Annotated in this window: 14 protein-coding genes and 3 pseudogenes; 10 read left to right on the forward strand and 7 right to left on the reverse strand. The window is 68.2% G+C overall.

What is annotated here, in order from left to right; genetic code table 11:
- Positions 1-18: 18 nt before the first annotated feature.
- From QF035_RS54360 to QF035_RS54375, 3 genes and pseudogenes are all read left to right on the forward strand, one after another.
- A pseudogene (locus QF035_RS54360) lies at positions 19-382 on the forward strand (transposase family protein); the annotation flags it as partial.
- A gap of 67 nt (positions 383-449) precedes the next feature.
- Positions 450-1,262 carry a hypothetical protein gene (locus tag QF035_RS56155; RefSeq protein ID WP_373467042.1) on the forward strand — a complete coding sequence of 271 codons (813 nt, stop codon included), beginning with the start codon at positions 450-452 and terminating at the stop codon, positions 1,260-1,262.
- A gap of 266 nt (positions 1,263-1,528) precedes the next feature.
- Positions 1,529-1,693: pseudogene (locus QF035_RS54375) on the forward strand (IS5/IS1182 family transposase); the annotation flags it as partial.
- On the opposite strand, the pseudogene QF035_RS54380 reads toward QF035_RS54375, so the two are convergent.
- Positions 1,670-1,873: pseudogene (locus QF035_RS54380) on the reverse strand (SDR family NAD(P)-dependent oxidoreductase); the annotation flags it as partial. The pseudogenes QF035_RS54375 and QF035_RS54380 overlap by 24 nt on opposite strands.
- Before the next feature lie 85 nt (positions 1,874-1,958).
- On the opposite strand from QF035_RS54380, the gene QF035_RS54385 reads away from it, so the two are divergent.
- Both QF035_RS54385 and QF035_RS54390 read left to right on the forward strand, forming a co-directional pair.
- Complete coding sequence (locus QF035_RS54385) at positions 1,959-2,810, forward strand: helix-turn-helix transcriptional regulator (RefSeq protein WP_307530571.1); 852 nt, start codon at positions 1,959-1,961, stop codon at positions 2,808-2,810.
- Between the two features lie 766 nt (positions 2,811-3,576).
- A complete protein-coding gene (locus QF035_RS54390) occupies positions 3,577-3,966 on the forward strand; it encodes a hypothetical protein (protein ID WP_307530573.1) in 390 nt (129 codons plus the stop codon).
- Positions 3,967-4,025: 59 nt separating this feature from the next.
- Here the strand turns inward: QF035_RS54390 and QF035_RS54395 are convergent, their stop codons facing one another.
- Positions 4,026-4,991, reverse strand: coding sequence for a helix-turn-helix transcriptional regulator (locus QF035_RS54395; RefSeq protein ID WP_307530575.1), 966 nt, complete (start codon positions 4,989-4,991; stop codon positions 4,026-4,028).
- A 133-nt stretch (positions 4,992-5,124) separates the two neighbouring features.
- On the opposite strand from QF035_RS54395, the gene QF035_RS54400 reads away from it, so the two are divergent.
- The 3 genes from QF035_RS54400 to QF035_RS54410 are packed head-to-tail and all read left to right on the forward strand — an operon-like array spanning position 5,125 to position 10,127.
- Complete coding sequence (locus QF035_RS54400; protein ID WP_307530577.1) at positions 5,125-6,450, forward strand: FAD-binding oxidoreductase; 1,326 nt, start codon at positions 5,125-5,127, stop codon at positions 6,448-6,450.
- Positions 6,451-6,474: 24 nt separating this feature from the next.
- A complete protein-coding gene (locus tag QF035_RS54405; protein WP_307530579.1) occupies positions 6,475-8,202 on the forward strand; it encodes an ABC transporter ATP-binding protein in 1,728 nt (575 codons plus the stop codon).
- Entirely contained in the window at positions 8,199-10,127 is a 1,929-nt protein-coding gene (locus QF035_RS54410) for an ABC transporter ATP-binding protein (RefSeq protein ID WP_307530581.1), read from the forward strand. Before QF035_RS54405 ends, QF035_RS54410 begins: the two co-directional genes overlap by 4 nt.
- A gap of 120 nt (positions 10,128-10,247) precedes the next feature.
- On the opposite strand, the gene QF035_RS54415 is transcribed toward QF035_RS54410, so the two are convergent.
- From QF035_RS54415 to QF035_RS54430, 4 genes are all read right to left on the reverse strand, one after another.
- On the reverse strand, positions 10,248-10,814 hold the full coding sequence (locus tag QF035_RS54415; RefSeq protein WP_307530583.1) for a DUF6262 family protein: 567 nt from the start codon (positions 10,812-10,814) through the stop codon (positions 10,248-10,250).
- Positions 10,811-12,241, reverse strand: a complete 1,431-nt coding sequence (locus QF035_RS54420) for a hypothetical protein (protein WP_307530585.1) — start codon at positions 12,239-12,241, stop codon at positions 10,811-10,813. Before QF035_RS54420 ends, QF035_RS54415 begins: the two co-directional genes overlap by 4 nt.
- Positions 12,242-12,316: 75 nt before the next feature.
- A complete protein-coding gene (locus QF035_RS54425) occupies positions 12,317-13,369 on the reverse strand; it encodes a hypothetical protein (protein WP_307530587.1) in 1,053 nt (350 codons plus the stop codon).
- A 217-nt stretch (positions 13,370-13,586) separates the two neighbouring features.
- On the reverse strand, positions 13,587-14,732 hold the full coding sequence (locus QF035_RS54430; RefSeq protein ID WP_307530588.1) for a tyrosine-type recombinase/integrase: 1,146 nt from the start codon (positions 14,730-14,732) through the stop codon (positions 13,587-13,589).
- 432 nt (positions 14,733-15,164) lie between these two features.
- Here QF035_RS54430 and QF035_RS54435 point away from each other — a divergent pair, with 432 nt between their 5' ends.
- Together QF035_RS54435 and QF035_RS54440 are read left to right on the forward strand one after the other, a co-directional pair.
- Positions 15,165-15,485 carry a hypothetical protein gene (locus tag QF035_RS54435; protein WP_307530590.1) on the forward strand — a complete coding sequence of 107 codons (321 nt, stop codon included), beginning with the start codon at positions 15,165-15,167 and terminating at the stop codon, positions 15,483-15,485.
- Positions 15,475-15,993 carry a DUF402 domain-containing protein gene (locus tag QF035_RS54440; protein WP_307530592.1) on the forward strand — a complete coding sequence of 173 codons (519 nt, stop codon included), beginning with the start codon at positions 15,475-15,477 and terminating at the stop codon, positions 15,991-15,993. Before QF035_RS54435 ends, QF035_RS54440 begins: the two co-directional genes overlap by 11 nt.
- Positions 15,994-16,017: 24 nt before the next feature.
- Here QF035_RS54440 and QF035_RS54445 read toward each other — a convergent pair whose 3' ends face one another.
- Complete coding sequence (locus tag QF035_RS54445; RefSeq protein WP_307530594.1) at positions 16,018-19,251, reverse strand: AfsR/SARP family transcriptional regulator; 3,234 nt, start codon at positions 19,249-19,251, stop codon at positions 16,018-16,020.
- Between the last annotated feature and the right edge of the window lie 36 nt (positions 19,252-19,287).

Here is a 19,287-nt window from a genome sequence, read left to right on the forward strand (position 1 = left end):
CTCGTGGAGTCGGTGACCATGCATGTTGTCACCCGTGAGGGGGGACCGGCGCTGCAGGCTCCGCCCGTCCCAGCGCGCGATGGTGGCACTGGTGTACCTGCGCGAACACACGACCCTGGCGAAGATCGCTGCCGGGTTCGGGATCAGCGAGTCCACCGCCCACACCTACACCAGCGCGGTCATCCACCTGCTCGCCGAACGTGCGCCGGGTCTGCTGAAGGTCCTGCGCGTGGCCGACGCGGACTTCGTCCTGCTGAACGGCACTCTCGCCGAGTGCGACCGGGTCGGCGACGGGCGGGCCGACTACTCGGCCAAGCACCGCCGGCACGGGGTCAACGTGCAAGTGGTCACCGATCCGGGCGGCCGGTTGCTGTGGCTCTCTCGACGGGGAGCGGCGCGCGCACTCCAGCAACTACCGATTCGGCCGCGTCGACCTGTGGGTACGCGACATCCGCCAGGTCATCGACGACGCGATCGCGCGGGCCAGGCCGACGGACGGCAAGGTCACGTTGATCGGCTACTCGCTCGGCGGGCAGCACGTCGGCCGGACCTTGTACGCGGCCAACCCGGTGCTTCCCGGCAGCGCCGCCGTCATCGCGAAGGTCAACCGTGCCGTGTTCGCGTCATCGATCTTCGGCACGCCGACCGAGGAAGTGACACCGGCGGCGGGCTTCACGTCCTTTCCGACGAACCTCAACACCCGGTCGGACAGCGACGGAGCCTGGGCCATGGCTCCTGATCGGGACGCTGCCTGCACGGGCCACGTCGTCCCGGGCAGTCAGAATCAGATGTGGACGCGGCTCATGGAGGAAGACCGCCTCGGCAGCAGGTGGGGAGGCAACGACCCCGACCATCCGACCGGCGTCCTGCGCTCGCAGACCTTTTCCAGCTACGGCTGGAACGCCACCATCGCGCAGCAGCAGACCACACCCTCGCTCGTCATCGACGGCCTCGATGACAGGACACCGCTCGCGACACCGGCCGACTCAAGGGCCCTCTACAACAGCCTTGGCACAGCGAACAAGGTGCTGGTGCAGGTGCAGTGCGCGAGCCACGCGATGCTGTGGGAGGGCTGCTCCGGTCCGCGCTGCACTCCGCAATCGGGAACGCCTTACGGCGGACGCCCCGGCCGCCCCTGGTCCGGCCCCCATGCCACCGCCCAGGCCGCGGTGGCAGAGTGGATCAAGAAAGGCACCTTCAACGGCGCGGCGAACGGACATTTCACTGTCGACGAAAGCGGCGTGGCGAACCCCTCTCCGTGACGAGCAGCGTCGGACGCTGCATTGTCACCATCGAATTCGCCTTCACCAGCCGGTCCCAGGCGGCAGGAGCGCCCCACGCTCCTGTCGCCAGACCTCGGGTGGTGTCAATGCCAGTGCACGCGTGCGAGCGCGGTCAGAGGTGCCCTCACAGTGAGCCCTTTTCAAGCTGGCGGCGCTGACCGCGAGTTGGACTGTCCTGCACAACGACGAAGCTCCTGGTAGACGGGTTCTCGACCAAGATCACCCGTGTCCGCCAGGAGCTTCGCGTGCTTGTCTACCCGTCCTCGATTGATCTGTCCAGCCGCACCTTGCGGTTCCTGACCGGGCAACTGACAGCCCGGCGGCAGGAGATCGGAACGCGGTGGCGGCGCCTTCCTGCCGGACGTCAGGCCCTGCTCGCCCTGGCCCACCTGGCCGTCGGCACGGATTTCCTGCACGATGCGGTCCAGGGCGTCGGTGCTGCGGGCGGCGAGCACGACGGCGGCGCCCTCGGAGGCGAAGAGCCGGGCCGCGGCCGCCCCGATGCCCCGGCTGGCGCCGGTGATGAACAGGACCTTGCCGGTGAGCAGGCCGATGGATGCGCTGTCGGTGGTGTGCGTGTTGTTCGTCATGACACCAGCGTCCGGCCGGCTGCCGGCCGGATACAGGCACAGGCTGTACCAGGATCCGCCGCCGGGCGGCGCGCACACTTGCCGTATGGACAAACAGGAACTCAGCGCGTTCCTCCGCAGCCGCCGCGAGCGGCTCCGCCCGCAGGACGTCGGCCTCCCCACCGGACCACGACGCCGCACACCAGGTCTTCGCCGCGAGGAAGTGGCGGTCCTCGCGCACATCTCCACGGAGTACTACATCCGCCTCGAGCAGGGCCGGGCGCCACGCCCCTCGGGCGACGTCCTGGCCGCCATCGCGGGAGCGCTGCGGCTCACCGATGCGGAGTCCGACCACCTCCACGTCCTCGCGGGCACCGCGCCGAACCGGACCGGACTGCACCGGCGCGACGTCCGCCCGAGCATCCTCGCGCTCTTGGAGCGGCTGCCGCAGACGGCCGGCTTCGTGATGTCCGCCGCATGCGAGGTCCTCGCCTGGAACGACCTCGCGGCCGCGCTCATGGAGGACTTCGCCCCGCTCACCCCCAAGGACCGCAACCTCGCCCGCCGGGCCTTCCCCGGACCGCAGAGCGCCGATACGACGCTGTACGGGATCTCCGACGCCGCCGACTTCCGCCTGAGCGTCGTGATGCAGCTCCACACCACCCTCGCCCGTTACCCCACCGATCCCGCGGTGACCGGCCTCGTCGACGAACTCCGCGACACCAGCCCCGACTTCGCTCGGCTCTGGGAACGACACGACGTACAGGCCGCGCCAATGCTCACCAAGACCTTCCGCCACCCGGCCGTCGGCGAGGTCACCGTCGACTGCGACACCCTCACCCTCACCGACCGCGACCAGCACCTCGTGCTCTTCACCGCACCACCGGGATCCCCCGGCGCCGAAGCCCTCGCTCTGCTGAACGTCCTGGGAGCACAGGCCAGTCACTACCCGCGGTAGCGCCGCAGCCAGCCACCGCGAACATCAACGCCGACAGGGACGACGGCCGATCCGGTCAGCCGTCGCCTACTCGTCTATGAGACACGGTAATTGTGCGTAAACAACCTGTCCCTTCGAGTGCCTCGTACCAGAGCAGGGCCTCGTTCCGGTCGGAGGTCGACCACACCGGCTCGATCGGCGGGCCGACGTCGGCGAGCACCTCCAGGAGGACCTGGCGCCGCTCCGAGTACGGACGCGGCCGCAGGTCGGGCAGGCCCGCCGCAGGAAGGGCCAGGACGTCGATCGCGACGTACGTCGCAGGGCGCCGGTCGGTGAGCTCCCGGGCCCGGCGGGCTTGGAGAGGGCGCGGGACTGCGCGGTCTCGAAGCTGATCCGAGCACGGCCGTCGTCGTCGGCGACGTAGACCACGGCCTCGCCGTCCAGGATCACGCCGGGCGGAAGGTGCCTGTTCTCTGGGGTTCTGGGCTGTGGCGTTAGTGAGTGGTTCACGTTGGTGCAGCTCAGCGCCATTGATCGGGAGTCTAGCCACTGCGACAGGTGTGGTGCGTCGCCTAAAGGGGCTGTTGGGCGGCCATCTCGTTGACGAGGCTGCTGTGGAGCCCGGCTGGCGCTGCGGGGCCGTGCGCCGGGCTGTCGCCGGGCGGTTCGCATCATGGCGAGGGTGACCAGTTCGGCCGCGAGGGTGTTCACGCCATAAGACGATCTTGGACACCCTCATTCTCGTCTCCGCAGGCACCCCTTGGACCACCCCACCCAGGAGGAACCAGTGTCATACCCGCAACCGCTCACCCCCGAGGAGAAACTCGCCGACGCGAAGAAGCAGCTGAGCCTCCCACGTATCGTCGTGATCTGCGGCTCCACCCGTTTCATGGCCGAGATGACCGAGGCTGATCTGCGGGAGACCAAAGCCGGAAAGATTGTCGTCAAGCCGGGTTGCGACATGAAGTCGCCGCACGAATTTTGGTCCGATCCTGTCGAGGCCGAGGCGCTGAAGGTTCGACTCGACGATCTGCACCGAGCGAAGATCCGGCTCGCTGATGAGGTGCTCGTAGTCGGCGACTACATCGGAGACAGCACCCGAGCCGAAATCGCCTACGCCCGGTCGCTGGGCAAGCCCGTGCGGTTCACGCACCCCGAAGTCGACCCCGACGCCTGACCACCCACCCCCACACCCTCCGCAGGCACCCGTTGGAATCGATCATCTGGTGTTGCGGGTCAGGACGTTGGTGACGGCGCATAGTGGTGGGCAAGGTTGGTGGCGAGGTCGCTGAGGTGAGCCCTGGCTTCGGTGGGGCCGTGCACAGTGATGGCGCTCCCGAACGGCAGTAGTGCTCGCACGTCCTCCAGATGCAGGAAGCGGATCGTTACCTTGTGGCCGGTGGCGGATGCCTCATGGTCGTCCCAGACGAGTCGTTGGCCGAAGATCCGTCGGGCTCGCTCGATCTGGGTTTGGTCGATGGTGGCGCTGATCTCTATCGCGTGGTTGTGTTCCCACTGATCAATGAGCGCTGCAGCGACGGTGGCCAGGGTCTGGTTCTCGCGGATCCGTCGTGGCTGGTCGACTTCTTGCCACGTCGTGATCCGTTCGAGTCGGTACATCCGTGGCACTTGGGCACGGTCGGCGACGAGGTACCAGATGCCGGCCTTGGCCAACAGCCCGTAGGGATCCACGACCAGGTCGCGCGGGCATGACTCGCGTGGGCTGTCGTACTCGATCCGCATCCGGCGACCTCGCCGCACTGAGCCGATCAGCGAAGCCGGAGTCGTGCCGAAGGCTCGTGTCTGGAGCCAGGGGCGGCTGTCCACGTGCACCACGTCGGTGAGCGGCAGGAGCTCATGAACTCGACGTGGCTGTGCGGCGGCGATCTTGGCGAGCGCGCGCCGGCTCTCGACGGATCCGTCGAGTTCCGCACGTTGCTTCTCGTCCAGCCCGGTGAGCGACAGCTGATCACGCTCGCCCGGTGTGAGTCGCGTGAGGTCGAGTCTGGATCCGGGCGGCATGGTCACGCCTCCGAGGCGGCCCCGCTGTGCGGTCACCGGCAGACCGGCGTCGCGGAGCCAGTTCAGATCCCGGGTGATGGTGCGAAGGGACACCCCGAGCGCCGAGGCGAGTTCCTGCGTGGTCACGGCGTCCCTCGATGTGAGGAGCAGCATCAGGGTGAAGAAGCGATCTGGGGTCACACACCCGATCTTTCCAGGAATTGCGACACGATGCGGCGCATATCCCGGTCAGGCTGGTGGCTGCGCACCTACGACCTGCCTGTTCGCCGAGTGGGTGCGCGCACGCACCCGCCGATCCAGAAAGGTGCTCGCGATGAGTGCCAACACGACCGACGCCGAATCACCGGTGGCGTACCACCCAGGGTCTGCCGAGTACGACGAGCACCGTGCCGGCTTCCAGTTGCGGGAGCAACATCGGCCGGCCCACGTGGTGGCGGCACGGGATGCCGACGACGTCGTGGCGGCCGTCCGGCACGCCGCGGAGGCAAGTATGCCGATCGCGGTCCAGGCCGCAGGACATGGACTCGCCAACCCGCTCGCCGGTGAAGGTGTATTGGTGTCGACGCGAAGGATGGACAACGTCGATGTCGACCCCGGCGCCGGCACCGCACGGGTGGGCGCTGGAGCGCGGTGGCGCGACGTGATCGAGGCCGCCGCACGCTACGATCTGGCACCGCTGTCTGGGAGCATGCCCGGTGTCGGCGCTGTCTCCTACACGCTCGGCGGCGGCATCGGGCTCATGGCTCGTCGCTACGGCTTCGCCGCGGACCATGTCACGCGCTTGGAACTGGTCACCGCCGACGGCTCCCTGCTGACGGTTTCGGAACACGAGGAGCCGGACCTGTTCTGGGCGCTCCGCGGCGGTGGCGGGAGCTTCGGCATTGTGACCGCGCTGGAGATGGCCTTGATGCCGGTCGCCAGGCTGGTCGGGGGCGGTCTGATGTTCGACCTGGGCGAGACGCCGGAGGTGGCCTCAACCTGGTTGCATTGGACGGCGACAATGCCCCCGGAGATGACCTCGGCGATGACCACGCTTGAAGTTTCCAAGCGGCACATGGCCCATGTCCAGATCGCCTACCTGGGTTCGGCTGCGGAGGCAGACGAGTTGGTGGCCCCGTTGCGGGCGTTGAAGCCTGCATACGACGGTTTGCGGGAGATCCCGTACCGGCGGTCCGACACCGTCTTCAGCGAACCGGATCAGCCGCATGCGTATGTCGCCGACAATGTCTTGTTGCGGGCGATCGACGAGGAACGCCTCCGCGACGCCATCGCCACGTCGGCGCCAGGCCGGTCGGTTCCCTCCATCATTTCGGTTCGTCATCTCGGTGGGGCGCTGTCCACTCCGCCGAGGGTGCCGAACGCAGTCAGCCACCGCGAGGCGATGTACCTGCTGTGTGTCGTAGGTGTGGTAGCCCCGACAACCAAGTCGAACGCGGCAAGTGCGCGGGCGCTGCAGGATGAACTGTTGGCCGGCTGGTCCGGGACCGCGGTAGGCAGCTCGCCGAACTTCACTCTCGGACGACCCGACCAACGCGCCGTCGCAGAACTGTTCGACGCCGAGCGTCGTGACCGATTGCTGCAGCTGGCCCGTAAGTATGACCCCGCCGGACTGTTGCACCCCAGCTTCGTCATCGCCTGAGCACCTCCCACGAAAGGTTGACCGATGCGGCTGGTCCTTGCTCAGTTCGCCAAGCACCGATGGTGGTTCGCTGGCCTGATCGTCTTCCAGTTGGTCAGCGTCACCGCCACCTTGTATCTGCCGACGATCAATGCGGATCTGATCGACAACGGCCTACTGCGCACAGACGTCGGGCACATCTGGACGGCCGGCGGGTGGATGGTGGTCGTCAGTATCGTCCAGTTGCTGGCAGCGGCGATCTCGTCCTATGCCGGAACGCGCGCGGCCACAAACGCTGCGCACGACCTGCGGTCAGACGTCTACGACAAGATCGCGACTTTCTCCAGCCGGGAACATCAGGACTTCGGCACGCCGACGCTGATCACTCGCAGCACCGACGACGTGCAGCAAGTACAAGCGTTTCTGCTCACCCTCGGCACAGTGGCGGCCGCCGCACCGATCACGATGCTGGGTGGGGCCTATATGGCGTTGCGTGCGGATGCTGGCCTGTCCCTTCTCATCGTCGTGGCAGTCGTCGTACTGGGTGTGGCGTTGGCGGTGATCCTTCGCTGGATGACGCGGGTGTCGCGCCGGATGCAGGACCGGCTGGATGCGATCAACCGGGTCTTGCGCGAGCAGTTGATGGGTCTCACGGTGATTCGCGCGTTCACCCGCGAGCGCTTCGAGGCCGAGCGGTTCGGGCAGGTGAACAACGAGCTGGCGGTGGCAACCCGGTCAATGGGGCTGCTGAACGGGACGTTCGTTCCGGCCGTCATGCTGATCACCGATCTGTCGATCTTGGCCGTGGTGTGGTTCGGTGGCCACCGGGTCGAGTCGGGACATCTGCTGATCGGCGGTCTGACAGCCTACGTCACCTACTTGGGCCTGATCCTCGGGGCAGCCATGATGGCCGCCTCGGCGGTGATGATGTTGCCAAGAGTGATGGTCGCGGCGGAACGTATTCAGGCGGTGCTCAACTCCACGCCTATGCTCCGGCCATCGGGCGTACCCGCCAGGTCGGTCCCGATTCGCGGTGAGTTGGAGCTGCGCGGCGTTGCGCTGCGGTACCCGGGCGCCGATGCTGACGTCCTGGCCGGCATCGACCTACGGGTTGAGCCCGGCGGCACGGTGGCGATCGTCGGATCGATGGGTGCTGGCAAGACCACCCTGCTGTCGATCGTCGCGAGACTTCAGGACGCGACATCCGGATCCGTCCGGCTGGACGGCGTTGATCTGCGCACCATCGATCCCACTGTGCTGCGCAGTCAGCTCGCGATCGTTCCGCAGCGTTCGCTGCTTTTCAGAGGTACGGTCGCAAGCAATCTGCGGCTGGCCAGGCCGGACGCCACTGACGCCGAGCTCTGGGAGGCGCTGGAGGTCGCGCAGGCTCGCGAGTTCGTCGCCGCGATGGACCACGGACTCGAGTCACCGATCGTCCAGGGTGGAACGAACGTCTCCGGCGGCCAGCGGCAACGGTTGTGCATTGCCCGCGCACTCGTTGCCGCCCCGCGGGTCTTCCTCCTTGACGATCCGGTCTCGGCGCTCGACTCCGAAACAGCCGCACGGCTACTGGCAGCGCTGCGCACAGCCACGGCCGACGCGACAGTCCTACTGGTGTCGCAGCGGACTGCCGGTATCCGCAGTACCGAACGGATCGTGGTGCTCCACGAGGGCAGCATCGTCGGCGACGGGACACATCAATCACTGATGGAAAGCTGTCAGACGTACCAGGAGCTGGTGGCTTCGCAGGAAGCGATCGGGGCATTGTCATGAGCCGCCGGGAGCGTGGTCAGCTCGAAGACGGCGCGAGCGTCGCCGCAACGTCGCGCCGACTGGCAGGCCTGTTCCGGCAAGTCCGGATGTCGGTGATCGGTTCGCTCGCTCTGGCTGTGTTCGGCGTACTGGCCTACCTGGTCGGCCCGCGGATCTGGGGCCGTGCGATCGACGCGGTGTTGGCCGGCACCCTGGGCGCCGGTTTGCCAACAGGACAAACTAAAGAGGCTGCCGCGCAGGCGCTGCGCGACAGCGGCCGAAACAGCTTCGCGGACATTATCGAGAGGCTGAACGTCACGCCCGGGTCCGGCATCGACTTCGGTTATGTAGGACATCTACTGCTGATAGCCGCCGGCCTATATAGCCTCGGCACCCTGGCGGGATTCGGCCAGCAGTATATCCAGAACAGCGCGATCGCTCGCGTCATGCAAACTCTGCGTACCGACGTTGAGGCGAAGCTCAATCGGCTTCCGGTCCGCTACCTCAACGGCTCTTCACGCGGCGAGCTGCTGTCACGGATGACCAACGACATCGATAACATCGCGACCTCGCTCAGCCAGACGCTGACCCAGTTGTTCTTCGGTCTGCTCACTGTCGTCGGCGCACTGGCCATGATGCTGAGCATCTCACCCCTGCTGACACTGCTTGCGTTGATCTCGATACCGCTGACCTTCGCTATTGGGGCCGTGATGGCGAAACGAAGCCAACGGCTGTTCGGCGACCAGTGGCGACTGACCGGAGAACTCAACGCGCATATCGAGGAGTCCTACTCCGGCCACGAACTCGTCACCGTGTTTGACCGCGGAGGCGTGTTCCGCGAGACGTTCGCGAACAGGAACGCCGAGGTGAAGAAGGCGAGCCATCTCGCGCAGTTCGTGTCCGGCCTGATCGCCCCGCTGGTGCTGTTCATCGGAAACCTGAGTTACGTCCTGCTCTGCGTCGTCGGTGCCTTCAGCGTGATCAGTGGGCAGCTGACCCTGGGCGGAGTCGTTGCGTTCGTCCAGTACTCGAGACAGTACTCACAGCCACTCGGAATGCTCGCCTCGATGTCCAACCTGTTCCAGTCGGGTATCGCGTCGGCTGCCCGCGTGTTCGCCCTTCTCGACGAGCCGGAGGAGGACCCTGGTAGCCAGGGACGGCTGCCGGTCGTTCGGCCGCGCCGGATCACGTTCGAGCAGGTGTCGTTCGGCTACGACCGCGAGCTGACCATCAAGGACCTCGACCTGGTCGTCGAGCCGGGGCGGACAGCGGCGATCGTCGGCGCGTCGGGCGCCGGGAAGACGACTCTGATGAACCTGCTGATGCGGTTCTACGACGTTGGCAGTGGACACATCCTCGTCGACGGCACAGACATCACCTCGGTGTCACGGGACGCGTTGCGCTCCGAGATCGGGTTCGTTCCTCAAGAGCCGTGGCTGTTCGGCGGGACCATTCGCGACAACATCGCCTACGGGCGGCCGGATGCCACACTTGAGCAGGTCGAGCAGGCCGCTCAGGCCTGTGGTGTCAGCCACATCGTGAACGCTCTCCCACAGGGCTACGACACGGTGGTTGACACTGTGGACGGTCGCCTGAGCGAGGGCGAGCGACAGCTGATTTGCATCGCGCGCGCGTTCATCGCTGATCCAGCCGTGCTGATCCTCGATGAGGCCACCAGTGCGGTTGATGCCCGCACCGAGTTCCTTCTGCAACGGGCGACCTCGCGGCTGCGGCATGGCCGCACATGCCTGGTGATCGCCCATCGGCTCTCCACCATCCGCGACGCCGACGTCATCGTCGTACTGCAGGACGGTCGGATCGTGGAGAAGGGAACGCACACGCAGCTATTGCGAGCCGGCGGTGCGTATCACCGGCTCAGTCAGTACCAGTTTCACGAGCCGAGCGCCTTGCCAGCGCTGGACCCCGACCAGCATTCGTCGCTATGAGGAGTTCGCAGTGAGACTCGACCTGCCGAGGTTCTTCGCCCCCCGTCCGGTTCGTCGCCAAGGCTCTCAGCCGCTGGGGCCACATTCTGCTGCCGCTGGTGCTGATCGCGATCGGTCTGCTCATCCTGATCGAGGGCGGGGCCTTCGGGGTGTAGGCGGGCCGGTTCCCTCCGGCGTGTGGTTCAGCGCCCGGGTCAGTTCACGGTTGGCGGCGCGTGCAGCGTCCAGTTCCTCGGTTCGTTCGTCCAACTGTCCTTGCACGTAGGCGAGTTGTTGTTCCAGTTCGGTGATACGGCGCTGAAGCTGGTCGAGGTCGGCCGGGGCACCGAGGCCGGATTCGGTCCAGACCGTCGTGCCCAGCTCCTCGGGCAGCCGCTTTTCCAACTGCCGGACGCGTGCCGTCAGCCGGGCGTTGCGTTCCAGGGCGTTGGCGAGGTCGGTTTGGAGCGAGGCTCTGCTCACGGCTGCTGTTCTGCCTGCCTCGGCAGGGGTGGTTGCCGCGGCGTGGGCGCGTTCGAGCAGGTCGCGGTGGCGATAGAGGAAGGTGCGGTCGACACGGGCGGTGCGGGCGAGGCCGGACACAGTGATGTTCTGACCGCTGCGCAGGGCCGCATCCAGGGCCTGGAGGACGCGTTCGCGACGGCGGGCGGAGTCGGCTCGTTTGCCCTCGATCATCGGGCTGGTCACGCGGTGGGCCTTTCGGGACGTAGGTCGGGCAGGGGCTGACGGACTCTGGGCAGGCCTGTCGCCGTTCGCATGAAAGTGCACCGGCCGGTACGCGCGAACGTGCACAGCGCGCCGTACTCCACAGCGCCGGGGCCACCCGCCAGCCAGCCACCCCCGGGACGGACACCGCCGTCAAGGGTGGGGCGGAGCCCCATCGCAGGGCGACGCCCGTAGGGCGCCCTTGACGGCGGTGTCCGTCCCGCATCCTGACGAGTCGGGTGGCCCCGGCGCCCCCACCAGCCTGAAGAGCCAGGCGAGCGGTGCACTTTGAGTTGTACCGAGCGGTGCACGTTCGGGTGTACGCCGACAAGGCCGAGAGAGACGACCTGGCGGGTGCGGCGGACGACCTGGACGGCTTGCTGGATCTGGGCGCGGTCCTCGTCGGGGAGCTCATCGACGTCGGCGCGGACGCGGCTGATGAGGCGACGGACGCGGGTGATCTCCTCGTCGGACGGCATGGCCTCGCCCTTGGCCCAGTCATCGGCGCTGAAGGCGGCCAGGCGTTCGCGGCTGCGCAGCAGGTCGGTGAGGTAGGACTCCAGGTCGGGTAGATAGGAGACGTCGGTGCGGAAGTGGCCGCAGCCCACGCAGCGGAAACGGACGGGGCAGTCGTGGCCGCCGGCGGCGACGTTGGACGGCTCGGTGCACAATCCGTAGGGAACGGCGACCTCGCCGACCGCCCGCCGCGCGTGCTCGGAGTCCAGGACGAGTTGGGCCTGGCGCCAGATCCGGCGGCCGTGCCGGTCGAACTGCATGGCCGTGACTCGCTCGACGGCCTCCCGCCGTCGTTGCTGGCCCACCCGGTAATAGCCCTGTGTCGTGCTGAGCTGGCGGTGGTCCATCAACTCCTTGAGCACGTCGGGTCCGACGCCGGCGTCGGCGTGCCGCTGGGCGTAGCTGTGCCGGTAGGCGTAGAGGAAGACGCGGGCCTTATCGAAAGGGATCTGCTGGTTTGTGCGCCGCCCGTCGGTTTCCACAACGACGTTGACGTAGAGGTCGGGCAGTCCGTTGACCCAGGTGCGGTGCCACTGGGCGAGCAGGTCCTCGCTGATCGTCTTGACGCCGTGGGGGTTTCGCATCTGCGTGGGCAGCAGCGCCAGGTCCTTCGTGGGAGTATTCGGGAAGCGCCGTCGCACGGTCTCCTGCTGCCGGGTGATCAGCGCGGCGGTCGCCGCGGCGATGGGCAGGCGCCTTCGCAGGCGGTGGGACTTGTAGTTGTCGTAGATGAGGACGGGCTGGCCGTCTTCATCGGCATCGAGGCAGTCCCAGCGCAGATAGCTGACCTCCTGGGACCGGCGCCCCGTATCGATGATCAGTTCCACCGCGATCCTGATGTGCGGGGGCGCGATGGCATCGAGCGCGTCCAGCTGGGAGCAGAGCTGCCGCATGACCTCCTGGGGGAGGTCCTTGCCGGCCTCGGAATCCTCTGCCTCGTCGGGATGTCCTCTTCTCTGAGGACCACGTCACCGGGCAGCCCGTCCAGCGGCTGGCCGGGGCCGGTCAGCCCCAGGGAACGCATGCGGCGCAGGACCTGACGGAACTTGGTGATCCGCTTGTAGCGGCCGTCCGCGGACAAGGCGCCCTCCTGCTGCAGGAACGCCTGCCGGTGGAGAAAGGCGACGATGTCCGACCGGCCCAGGCGCCGGGGGTCCATCCCGTGATCGTCCCGCTGCAGCCGAAGGCTCTCCGAGAACTTCGCCAGGTTCTTGATGCCGCCTTGGACCGTGGTGTGCGCGCTTGCCGCGGCGTTGCGGGAGTTCTTCAACCGCCCATGCCTTCGCCGCTTCACGCAGCCAGGGCTGGCTGATGTCACTGAACCGGAGGTGACCTCCCATCCCGAAGACCACCAAGTCCCAGATGTCCTTGAGGCGTTCAGTCTCCGGCGTCGCGCCGAGCCGGTCGATGCTGGTCGTGAACGTGGCCACCAGCTGGCACTGCAGCCGGGTCAGGCCCGCGAGGTCGATCTCGGTGATCGATCCGACCTGCTGGCGGCGGGCCGTGTCACACAAGGGCCTGAGCGAGTGGTCCTTGGTCTTGGCCCCGGACCGGGTCCGCTCCTGCAGACCAAAAATGATCTCTGCGACCAGTAGTTCGGGCAGACCGCGCAGGTTGATCTCGCCGGTGATCGTGACCGGGCTCGTAGTCCTGCGCCAGGTCTCCTCGTCGGCCACGCGGCCGTTGCGCGTCTCGACGCTGAGCCGGTTGCGGTGGGCCATGCAGTACGGGGTGCGCTCGTAGTCCTTCTCCCGGTCGCAGGCCAACACCTGGCAGATCCCGAACGACGGCAGTGCGACCACACCCGGCCGCCGTACGAAGTCCAGGATCGACAGCCCGCTGACCCGCTGCTGATGCAGATGCGCGTAGCAGAACGGTTCCTGGCGCTCTTGCAGGGCCGCGGGCAGTCGCGAACGCAGCAGGCGTCCTTGCCGACGCAGCGCCAGGTCCGTTTCGCCGTGGCCAGAAACTCCTCGACTGGCACCCCGGAGGCTTGCCAGTGGAAGTCGCAGGTGTCGCACAGACCGTGGGCCATGGCGAACTTGAACGACGTCTTGCGGCAGCCCTCCACCCGGCAGGCCACCCCGCCGAGCTGAACATGATCCTTCGGGAAGATCAGCCGGCCCACGGCCGGATCCCACTGCATCAGCTGTAGGAACGACGGCTCGATGGCCTCCCGCACCAGCCGCAACCGCAGACTGCGGCCTTCCTCGACCTGAGCCGGCACCACCAGGAGGCTCATCGCGCGCCGTCCTCGCCGAAGGCCAGCCGAGGTGAGGGGACACGCTCAACGGCGTTGCGCAGACGCTCCCGCCCCGGGTGCAGGTAGGGCCGCGACGATTCCGGGTGCTTCTGCCCCAGCAGGGCCTGCACCTCATCCAGCGTGCCGCCCGAGTCCACGACGTTGCTGGCCATCGCATGCCGGCACATCCGCGGCGTCACCCGGCGCCCGAGACCGGCCCGCGCGGACAGCGACTCGCACGGCTCCCCGATCGCCTCCGCACTCACCGGCGCCCCAAACGGCGGGCGGAACAGGTTGACCAGCAGGAAGTCGCTGCCACCTGCCTCCAGCACGGCGTGGCGTTCCACCGCATAGAGGTCGAAGGCGCGCACCACGAGGAAATCCACCGGCATCACCCACGACTTCTTCGACTTCGACCAGGCGTTGTTCTCGTTCTGCCGCCGCACCACATGGACGTGAGCGCCCTCGATGTCGCACCCCAGCGACCGCGAGTCCGCCATCAGGTGCAGGTCACTGCGGTGCAGTCCCGCCGTCTGCCCCGGCCGCAGTCCCACCCGGGCGAGCAACAGCAGCGTCAACCGGTCCCGTGCCGAACGGCAGGACCGGAACATCGCGACGACCTCCTCGTCGCTGGCCCGGTCCACTTCGCTCTCCGGCTCCTGGAGCCGATGCCGGGCGCGCAGCCGGTAACGCAGCCCGCCGCTCTCACCCCTGGCCTCCACCGGCAGGTCGCGATCGTCGCCGAGCTCGTAGACCTGCTCCAGCACCCAGGCCGGCGCCTCCTTGTTGACCACGGCGTGGACCAGGAACATCCGAACCGCCGTGAGCACCTTGTTGATCCGGCCGTCGCCCCGCACCGGCCGGGCTCCCGGGCCCGGAACGACCGTCCGGCGCTGGCCGCCATTCCCCGAAGTCCAGCCCAGCCAGATCATGAACAGTCCCATGTCGCGGGCGGCGGTCCGCCAGTCCCGACCGGTCCTGTCACACCAGCGCAGGAACAACGAGAGGCCCTCCGCATACGCCTTCGTCGTCGTCTCCGCCCGCCCCCGCGCCAGCCGAGTCTCGCTCAGGAAGCGATCGGGGGCCTCAACCACCCGTACCGCGTCGTCCATTACCGTCCAGTACCGGACACCTGAGGGCATCCGGACAGGAAAAGCACGCACTTGTACCCCTGCTCCACGAGTCGACCGCAACGATTCACCGCAGAGCCACACCCCCTGAGAACCGCTGCCGCACCTTCAACGAGGGCACGGCGTACGACGTCACACCACGCTCAGAGAACCCCCAGAGAATGCATGGCGGCCACGGCCAGGTCCATCCAGAGCGCGGTGACGTCGCGGCCGGTCCGCGACTGCAGCCGGACGCTGTCCTCGGCTCGCCACAGCACGGTCCGGTGGCCATCGACCTTCGGTTATGCGCTGCTGAGCTGTCTGCGGCTTACAGCGCGGCCCATTTGATTGCGGGATGGCTGCAACCGAACACCGCCAGGGCGGCATGTATGCGGGCATGAGGACACCGCACCCGTGCGTTCCCTCCGCCGGAGGTACGACCGGCGCAAGACCGCATGGCAGCCTATGACTGGGCTGGAGCAGCGCTGGATACGAGCCCGCCAGAAGGAACGTGTCCAGCGTCGGGCTCGGATCGCTCTCATTGCGGCCGGAACACTCCTGCTACTGGCAGGGCTGACGTGGCTGGTCTGGCGCGGCCCCTACGTCATCGATGCCAATTACATCAACCGGACCGAGCTGATGAAGGGATCGGCAGCCCTCGTCACCGGCCTGCGCACCGCCGTCGTCGCCTTCCCCGCCGCGCTCGGCGCAGGCATCGCACTGCTCTACACCGCCCGCACCTATCGGCCGACGCGACGTGCACCGCACTGGGCGGGTGTGGAGTGAGCAGGCGCTGCGTGTCATCGCCGATTCCGGTGAGGCTCTGGTGACCGCCTGCGTGCCGGGAGCGGAGACCCGCTGGCCCGCCCTGTATGCCAAGGCCCATTCCGACGGGGACCGTTCGGTGCGTAGGGAGGCGTTCGAGGCGTTGGCGGCGGGGGAGTGGGAGCTCGCGGACGGCCGGTGGCAGGAGACCGAGCTGTTGCTGTGGAAGCCGCCGGCCACATGGTTCAGCATCAACGCCTTCTCCACGCCGACTGGGCTGCGGAAGTGGTACGTGAACCTCGAGCACCCCACCTGCCGCAGGGCGGACGGGTTCGACACCTTCGACCTGACCGCGGACCTGGTCGTCGACCCCGACCTGAGCGCTCTCACGTGGAAGGACGAAGACGAGTACGCGCACGTGCGGCGGCTCGGCATCATCACCGACACCGAGCACCAGGCCGTGGACGTCGCCCGCACCCGGGCTGCACGCCGCGTCGCGACCGGTGACGGTACGGGCGAACTCCGTTGAGGCGGCGCGGGCTTCGCGCGCCGCTCATGTTCGAGGAGCCGGACTGCCGGGCGTGGCCCGGATGCGGTCGAGGTCGCGGGTGTTGTTCTCGGGGGGCCGGGCCCCCGTGTCCGTGTAGAGGGCGTGGGCTTGTTGGAGGGCGGCCTCGGCCGCGGTGTTCCGGCCGAGTGTGTGCAAGGTGCTGCCCAGGACGGTGAGGGCGCGGGCCTCGCCCAGGCGGTGGCCGGTTTTCTGCTGGAGGGTCAAGGCGTCACGGGCGTGGGGCAGGGCTGCGGTGGGGTGCCCCTGGGCGGCGTGGACGGCGGCCAGGGCGGTCAGGCCCTGTCCTTCGACCACCCGGAAGCCGCTGCGCCGGGCCAGTGCCAGTGCCTGGTGGGCGTAGGCCAGGGCCTCGTCGCGGCAAGTGGCGGCCAGGCCGAGCAGACAGTCGGCCTCGGCGCGTCTGTTGCCCGTCTCGCGGGCCAGTCCCAGGGCGTGCTCCTGTGTTCTGGCCGCCCACTCGGTGTGCCCTGCCCGTGTGCGTACGTCGGCGACGGTGGTCAGGGCGATGGCCAACAGACGGCGCCGACCGGTGTCCTCGGCCAGTCGGAGGGAGTGCTGGGCGTACGCCAAAGCCTCGTCGTGACGGCCGAGATCGAGGTGGATCTTGGCGAGGAGGTCGAGGGTGGTGGGATTGGTGTCACGGGGATCGGCCGCGAGGCCCAGGAGGGTCAGGGCCTTGCTCAGCCTGCCCTGCTCCCAGTACACGGCGGCCAGAGCCGGTAGGCGGACGGGCTCGACCGATGCCCCGGCCTTGTCGTAGAGGCGGAGGGCCAGTTCCAGGTGGTCGGCGGCATCCGCCAGTCGTCCCATGTCCCGGTAGGTCACGCCGAAGCCGACCCGCGCCTGCGCCTCCACCTCGGGACGTCCCAGGGTACGGGCGATGTGCAGGGCGGTGCGGTAGTGGCCCAGAGCGTCGTCCAGCTGTGCCACCTCCGCCTCCACCAGGCCCAGGCCGCCGAGGGCGAGTGCCTCGCCCAGTGCGTCGCCGGTGTGGCGGTGCAGTTCCAGAGCGTGAGCATGGTGTTGGCGGGCCTGACGGTGTTGGCCGATGTCCCAGTGGGCCAGGCCGAGGCTGCGGTGTGCCGCGGCCTGGCCGAACGGGTCACCGTCGGCGCGGGCCGCCTCCAGCGCGGCTTGTGCGGTGGCCTGCCAGGAGGTGCGCGGCAGACAGAGCCAGAAGTAGCGCAGCAGCGCGGTGGTCAACTGCCAGGCGAACGGGCGTGGTCCGTGACGGCCGGCGTGGTTCACGGCGGAGAGCAAGTTCTCCCGTTCGGCCTCCAGCCACGTCACTGCCTCATCCGAAGACACCGAAGACGCCCCCGAGACATCGGCCGGTTCCGGGCCCGCCGGATCGTCCGGCAACTGCGGGTACTGCCAGGGCAGGACACTGCCGGTCGCCTGTGCGTGCCGCAGGTAGAAGGAGAACAGCCGCTCTAGGGCCGCGGCGCACTTGGCCTGCGACTCTTCGGCCTGGGCCCGTTCGGCGGCGTACTCACGCACCAGGTCGTGGCAGCGGTAGCGGCCCGTCGTGGGTGATTCGACCAGGTGGGCGGCTGCCAGCGCCCGCAGCAGATGCTTGGCCCGTTGCGGTGTGGTGTCCAGCAGGGCCGCACCCGCTTCAGCGGTGACGTCCGGTCCGGGTACGACACCCAGCAGGCGGAAGAGCCGACGGGGTTCGGGGGACAAGGAGCGGTAGGACAGGGCGAAGGCGCCCCGTATCCCGGAGGACTGGTCGCCGTGCAGTTCGAGCGTGGCCAGCCGGCCGTCCGCCGACAGCTCGGCCGCCAGGTCGGCGATACGGCGGTGCGGGTCACGGGCCAGCTGTGCTGCGGCGATCCGCAACGCCAAGGGCAACCGCCCGCACAGCCGGGCGAGTTCCCGGGTCGCCTCCGGCTCGGCGCTTGTACGCTCGTTGCCGAGGACCGAGGCCAGCAATGCCTGCGCCTCGGGTGGGCCGAGGACCTCCAGGGTGAGCTGATGGGCGCCGTCGCGGGCGACCAGGCCGTCCAGCCGGTTGCGGCTCGTCACCAGCACTCGGCACGAGCGGTCGCCGGGCAGCAGCGGGCGTACCTGCTTGGCGGAGACAGCGTTGTCCAGCACGATGAGCATCCGTCGGCCGTCCAGCAGGGAGCGGTATTGACGGATCTGCTCGTCCTCGTCGGCAAGGATGTCCTGCGGCTCCAGGCCCATGCTGCGCAAGAGCCGGCTCAACGCCTTACCGGGGGAGAGGGGTTGGCTGTCGGGGTCGAAGCCGTGCAGGTCCAGGTACAACTGCCCGTCGGGAAAACGTGCGCGCTCCCGGTGGGCGAAGTGCACGGCCAGGGCGGTCTTGCCCACCCCGGCCGTGCCGCTGATCACAGAGATCGCCACGGAGCCACAGGACTGAAGGACATCCAGCCGGGCGAGTTCGGCGGCTCGTCCACCGAAGGGCGCGACATCGTGCGGCAGTTCGGAGCGCACCACCCTCGCGGGCTGTGTCGGTGCGGCGAGGCCGGGCCCGCCCAACAGGATCTGCTGGTGCAGGGCTTGCAGTTCCGGGCCGGGGTCGACGCCGAGTTCGTCGGCGAGGTGCTTGCGGGTGGTCTCGTAGCGCGAGAGGGCTTCGCCCTGGCACTCGCTGCGGTAGAGCGCGGTCATCAGCTGCCGCACAGCCCGCTCGTCCAGGGGGTTCGCCGCGACCAGGGCGCGTAACTCGCCCAGCGATGCGTGGTGCCGGCCCAGGCGCAGCTCGACATCGAGACACTCCGACTGTGCCGCTCTCCGCTCCCCAGCCAGTTGACCGCGTGTCTCCTCGGCCCAAGCGCCCGCCAGACCCGCCAGGGCCTCCCCACGCCAGAGCCCGAGAGCCTCCCGTAACAGGGCGGCGGCTCGCTCGTCCACTTCCCCCACCATCGCGCGCGCCTCGGTCACCAGACCTCGGAAGCGATGCAAGTCCACTTGTTCGGGGGCCACTTCGAGCAGATAGCCGCCAGAACAGCGCACCAGTCGGGTGGCGCCCACCGCGGTGCGCAACCGCCCGATGTAGCCGTACAGCACATTGCGGACCGTTTCCGGTGGATCCTCGCCCCACACCCGGTCGATCAACTGCTCGGCGGGCACCGCCTGGCCCGCCCGCTCCAGCAGCACCGCCGCCACACACCGCTGCTTGGCGTGCCCCAGTGCGACGGGCCGGCCGTCGGCCGACGCCTCGACCGGGCCGAGTAATCGGAACTCCACAGCGTCCCCCTTTCCCCGTGTACCCCTCCCATTTTG

It is taken from the genome of Streptomyces umbrinus (assembly GCF_030817415.1).
Lineage (GTDB): Bacteria > Actinomycetota > Actinomycetes > Streptomycetales > Streptomycetaceae > Streptomyces > Streptomyces umbrinus_A.